The following is a 5,638-nucleotide window of genomic DNA, read 5'->3' as shown; positions in this document are numbered from 1 at the left end:
CCGCGTCGTCGATGTCGGCGCCGCGATCACCCGTGCGCTATGGCGCCAGGTCCACCTGAGCAGGGCCCTGATCAGTCATTACCGCCGGCGCGGCGACCCGCTGCCACATGATCTCGGAATGTAGTACAGGGATCGGGTCACCGGCGTCTCGTGTTCGTCGGGACGCCGCGCGAACGATCCGGGCGGCACGTAGCACCACGAGTTGAGCTTGAGAGCTTGAGAGCTTGCGAAGGGAAGACCTCGCCATGTCCACACCCACGACGGCCGAGCAGGAGAACCTGCGGTCGCGTATGCCCAATCCCCTCCAGTTCGTCCCCGAGATGGCAGGAATCGCCGAAGGCTTGCACAAGGCCATCCGGAACGGTTCGATTCCACAGACCACCATCGGCCTGTTGCAGCTCCGCGCCGGGCAGATCCTCGGCAGCACGTACTTCACCATTCGGGAAACCGGCAACCTCCGCAAGGCCGGGGAATCAGAGGAGCGCATCACCGCCGTGGCGACATGGCAGGACGCCCCTTACTTCACCGACGCCGAACGGGTCGCACTGGAGCTCGTGGAGGCCGTCCTCTCCCCGAACCCGTTCGGGGAGCGCGTCTCCGACGAGTTGCACGCCAAGGCGTCCGCGCACTACGACGACAAGGCGCTGTGGTCGCTCATCATGGCGATCGCTCATATCGGCTTCTTCACCCCCGCCGCTCTCATCGCCAAGCCGATCCCCGGTAGGCCCCCCGGTCAGAATTACAGCGAGTAACGCTCAACAGGTTCCGTCAACGGCACCCGGATTTCCGGAGGTTCGGAAAGGAATTCGGAACGGGGATCAGGCGGCAACGGGTTGTTCCGAGCTGTTGTGTCGTCGTACCGATGAGACACCATTCAGCACCAAAGAAAGGCATGGAACATGAGCACCAGCAAGTTCGCAGTGGCAGGAGCGACCGGGCGGCTGGGACGCCACGTCGTCGACGTCCTCGCTGAACGGGGGCACCAGGTCGTGCCGGTGTCCCGAGCCACCGGCGTGGACATCATCACCGGTGAGGGCCTCGCCGAGGCCCTCACCGGGGTGGAAGTCATCATCGACGTCGCGTCGTGGCACGCCTCCGAGCAGGAGGCGGCGACGGAGTTCTTCCGCACGTCGGCCCGCAACCTGCACGAGGCCGGACAGAAGGCGGGAGTCGCCCAGATCACCGTGGCGTCCATCATCGGCATCGACAAGGCCACCGCCGGTTTCGGCGCCGCCAAGAAGGTGCACGAGGAGGTCCACCTGTCCGATCTCCTCCCCGTCCGCATCCTGCGGGCCGCGCAGTTCCACGAATTCGTCGGTCAACTCCTGGACTGGCAGCAAGGCGACGTCGCCTACATCCCGACCTGGCCCAGCCAGTTCGTGGCTGCTCGCACCGTGGCAGAGGAGCTGGTCGACCTGGCCACCGACCCCGACGCGCCCGCTCAGCCCACTCCCGGAACGCCGATCCCCGAGATCGCCGGGCCCCGCGAGGAGACCGTGGCCGACGTGGCCGAACTCCTCGGCGCCCGCCGGAACATCAAGGTCGTCGGCGTCGACAACTTCGACGTACCCGATGCCGAGTACGCCGCCGGTGGCGGGCTCCTGCCCAGCCCTCACGCCAAGCTCGCCGGCCCCACCTTCCAGGAGTGGCTCGGCACCCAGCCCTGACCCGGTCGGAGCCGATTTCCACAGGCTGGGGTCACGGCGGTGCACCTGCCGTCGATGCGCCGGTCCGGGCCCACCGGCGCGTTACCGGCCGAGCAGGTCCAGGCAATCGACAGTCGGCCGGTCCGCCTGCTCCTGTCTGGTGCCGCAGACGAACGGCCGAGGGCTGCCCGAGGTGGCGGACAGCCCTCGGCTGGCGGCGTGCGACCAGCGAGATCGGGACCGGCGAACAGGGTGTCGACGAGTGGGCCCCCGGCTGGGACCACAGGGTGATGGCCTCCGGTGCCGACGGCAAGGAGGTCGAGAAGCGGATCAACCAGCACATCCACCCGCCGGTCGACGACGCGTCGAAGATGGACGGACAAGGGCTTCCGTCGGCTCTGGTCCACCCGATCGTGGGACATGGCGGCGTGTCGGTGCCCGCGACCGCGTGGAGCGGTGCAGGCCGTCGATTATGGATGTCGGGCTGCGCGTCCCCGTCCGTGCGCTCGTCACGCGGAACCCCGGGAATCGAGGACTTTCCGGTCGCTGCACGGGGGTGAGGGGATCGTGCCGTGCTCATTCATCCGCAACACTGGCCGGGCCGCGTCGTTCCGAGCAGCGAACAGGACGTCGAGACGGCGATCGAGTCGTTGTGCCTGCGAGCCGGCTGGCCCCGTGCGGATCGGCGGGAACTCCGTCAGGTCCTGTCGCCCTGGTTCGAGGCCGGTTGGTGCGTCGACGCCGTGCTTCGTGCGGTCGACCCGACCCCGTCCGGGACGCTGCGGCTCGACCGGCGGGAAACCGACGAGCCGCACGAACTCCTCCAAAAGCGGCTGCGGGCGTGGCTCGACGACAGCGGCACCGCGGCCGACCGCGCCGCCCCTCCCCTGCCGGGCATGACGTTGGGTCGGTGGTGGCGCATCCACCGTCGCAATGCGGAGACCGCCGCTCCACGGGCACGCGGGCCGCTGAGCGAGGCGGGGCAACAGGCCCGCGAACAGACCACGGCGCAGGCACGGGCGTTCCGACGCAACCCGGTGGACGCGGTACGGCAACGGCAACACCGACGCGAGGAGGCCTTGGACAGCCTGGCCCCGCAAGGAACCCGGCCACCGACCTCCGAGGACACACGCCACCCGCTCAGGCGCAGATCGACCAGCCGGTGCGTGTGCGGCCTCGTCGGACGTGGGAAGGTCGTCGCCGACGATCCGGCCGTGCGCCGTGCGGTCGCGGAGATCCTCGCCCAACACGGCAGCCCGACCCCCCAGTCGGTGGTGAGGCTGCGCGGTGCGGTGCGCGCCGCGAGGGCACGCGCGGAACTGGCGGCACTGGAGGCGATCACCACCCGGACACCGGACACCGACGCACCGATGAGCAGCGAAGGCCGACGGGTACTGGACTACATGGTGCGGGCAGTCGAAGAAGACCTCCCCGTCGAACCGATGATCTTCCTGTTGAACAACGACATCGACCTGCGCGCACGGCGCCCACCGGCGACATCCGCCGAACCCGCACCCGCCCAACCCGCACCCGCTGACGCGACGCCCCCAGTGCCGACGGGAACACCGACGACGACCCCGACTGCGGACCCGGCCGCGGACCCGGAGCGAGCCATCCGATCGGAGACCACGGCGTCGTCATGGCCGTCGCCTGGCGTCGAGGCGACCACGACCGTCCTGCATCACCCGATCGGGCACCCACGCCAGTGGAGAGCAGCGCTGCGACCGGGAGGTGTCCGGGAGGTGCTCGAACCAGTGGACCTGGAGGTGAAGGCCAGACCCGACGCGCCGGACGCGCTCGTCGCCTTCGGCCGCGCCTACTGGCGCCTCGACGGCACGACGTTGTCCGGCGGTCCGCACTGGACGGAGCAGGCCGAGGCGGTCGCCCCGGTTCCGGGAGAGCCGCATCACATCGCCGGCGCCGGTGTCGAGGCCACGGCCCCCGCCCGGTACCGGTGCGCTACCTGCGACGGGCCGCTCGTGCTCACCGCACACGGCGCCCTGGCCGACGCGCTGGCCGGACGCGCGGTGCGCTGCCGCACCTGCACTCCCACGTTCGAACTGACGGTCCGCCTGGTACTCGAAGCGGCCGGCACGGAGGGCGTCGCGGCCGCCGGGGATCCGCGACGCGTCGCCCTGCTGCGGTGGTTCCCAGTCACGTGCGCACCGCAGGAACCCCTCCCTGCCGCCGGCATCCGGCAGGAACTGCTCGTGCTGGGCATTCTGCGGCACGGTGAGGGTGATCGCGGCAGGCTGCTGCCGCTGGGACGCCAACCCGTCCCGGCGGCGCCGAGGGACCTGCTGCCCTCGTGGCTGTCGCTGGCGCGGGAGAGCGGGCTGCTGCGCGTACACCCCGCCGGCGCTCCCGACGCGTTCACCCTGCCGTCCCCCGACGAGCACCACCAGACCGAGGCAGCCGGGCACTCCGCCGACGACCGGGATCGTCCACAGGTCGCCGACCCACTGCTCATCGGGCACTACCCGCCCTACGGCCACGACCCCGAACACGCCGCCGCGACGGTGGAGCAGCACCTGACCCGCCGACTGCTCGACGCAACCGCCGACGTGGACACCGACTCCGACGACGAGCACCACCGTCGCGCCTGCGAGCTGCGCGCGACCACGGTGCAACTGCTCGTCCACGAAGCCCTGGACTACGCCCGCAACATCCTGCCCGCCGCTGTTCCCGACGACATCGCAACCCGCATCCGCGACACCCTCGCGGCCGTGCTGCGGACCCGCACGCTCGGTGAGGCCTGTGCCCTGCTCTGGCGGGTCCGCGGCACGATGTACCGCCACATCCCGCTCGCACCCGGCGCGACGCCGACCGCGCGGAACCTCGTCGACGCCGAATGGTGGGACATCGGGATCCGGCGACTCACGAACGAGGCCACCGCCGCGACCCGCGCGACCCACCGGATCCGTCCGTTCACCGACCTGCGGTACCACAGCCTGTCCGCCGCGACCCGGACCCTCGCCGACCTCACCGGCGTCGACCCGCTGCGACTGCGTGCCCGACCCACCCGTCACGGCATCGGGTTCTCGAGGGCGGTGACGGGCGGGAAGGCGATCCGTTCGTCGTAGAGCTCGCCGCGGGTCAGGCAGTGTGGTGCAGGCAACCGCGACAACGTCGCCAACCCCAACAGCAGCGCTCGCAAACCGTGACCACTGCTCATTCATGCGAGACGTCCACCCCGATGGCCGCTTGATGCCGGCACCCCGCGATCGCCCGCCGTGCGCGAATAGCGTGCCTCAGGCGCGGGGTGACTGTCGCGAGCGAGGGGGTTGGGGTGGCTGCGGAGGCGGAACTGGGTTCGGTGACGGCGACGTATCGCACCGACAATCGGCGCCGCGGTTGGACGTCGGCGATCCTGCTGCTCGTGGGCGCGGTCGTGACGGTGCCCGGTGTCGCGTTCTGGGCGATGGTCGCCGATCGCAGCGGGAAGGTGAGGACCGCCGGTGATCCGCTGTTGCTGCCGAGCCTCGTGGTCGGGCTCGGCCTCGGCTCGCTGCTGATGGGCGTCGGGATCGGGGTCTGGTTCCTCACGCACCGCGGCGAGGTCTTCCAGCTGCACGAGAACGGTCTGCGGTATTCGCGGGCCAACCGGTCTCAGTCCTTCACGTGGGCGGACGTCGACCATGTTGTCGTCAGGCCGGGCAAGGACACCGCCCTCGCCCGGTGGGCAGGCGGTGACATCAACTGCGCCATCCGGCTCATCGGTGGCGGAAAAGTCACCATCACCGGCCTCACGCACGACGCTCGTCAGCTCGTACAGCACATCCAGACCGCCACTGCACGATGACCAGACCCACATCCCACCGCGACCCTGGTCGAAGCCGACCTCCGCCTCCCCCGATCGGGTGATTTACTGACCTTTTCGGTTCGGGGTGACGTCACGGTGGTGTCGTGATCAGTCCGGTTTGTGCGATGAACCCGTCGAGCAGGTCGGGTCGATACTGCATGCGTTTGAGGCGGTTACGGACCACTGCCGC

General features: G+C 70.0%; 5 protein-coding genes. All 5 read left to right on the top strand.

Translation table 11 applies throughout. The features are described 5' to 3' along the window. Positions 1–224: 224 nt before the first annotated feature. The 5 genes from FM051_RS49540 to FM051_RS49520 all read left to right on the top strand — a co-directional run bounded on the left by FM051_RS49540 (position 225) and on the right by FM051_RS49520 (position 5,448). Positions 225–752 (top strand): carboxymuconolactone decarboxylase family protein, encoded by a 528-nt coding sequence (locus tag FM051_RS49540; protein ID WP_238413260.1) that lies wholly within the window; start codon positions 225–227, stop codon positions 750–752. 147 nt (positions 753–899) lie between these two features. Beyond that, positions 900–1,667: an SDR family oxidoreductase gene (locus tag FM051_RS49535; protein WP_158854879.1), complete on the top strand. Its 768-nt coding sequence runs from the start codon at positions 900–902 to the stop codon at positions 1,665–1,667. A 269-nt stretch (positions 1,668–1,936) separates the two neighbouring features. Then, complete coding sequence (locus FM051_RS50275) at positions 1,937–2,206, top strand: hypothetical protein (RefSeq protein ID WP_162470816.1); 270 nt, start codon at positions 1,937–1,939, stop codon at positions 2,204–2,206. A 12-nt stretch (positions 2,207–2,218) separates the two neighbouring features. Further along, positions 2,219–4,729, top strand: coding sequence for a hypothetical protein (locus FM051_RS49525; protein ID WP_158854875.1), 2,511 nt, complete (start codon positions 2,219–2,221; stop codon positions 4,727–4,729). Positions 4,730–4,935: 206 nt separating this feature from the next. Then, a complete protein-coding gene (locus FM051_RS49520) occupies positions 4,936–5,448 on the top strand; it encodes a hypothetical protein (protein WP_158854873.1) in 513 nt (170 codons plus the stop codon). Positions 5,449–5,638: the final 190 nt, after the last annotated feature.

It is taken from the genome of Saccharothrix deserti, assembly GCF_009769385.1.
In the GTDB taxonomy this organism is placed as follows: Bacteria; Actinomycetota; Actinomycetes; order Mycobacteriales; family Pseudonocardiaceae; genus Actinosynnema; species Actinosynnema deserti.
The sequence above is the reverse complement of the archived record's forward strand: the minus strand, read 5'-3'. Positions and strand labels throughout refer to the sequence as shown.

Excerpts from the sequence above, each read along its gene's own strand:
- FM051_RS50275 (WP_162470816.1), top strand. The coding sequence starts at position 1,937 with ATGGCCTCCGGTGCCGACGGCAAGGAGGTCGAGAAGCGGATCAACCAG.
- FM051_RS49535 (WP_158854879.1), top strand. The coding sequence starts at position 900 with ATGAGCACCAGCAAGTTCGCAGTGGCAGGAGCGACCGGGCGGCTGGGA.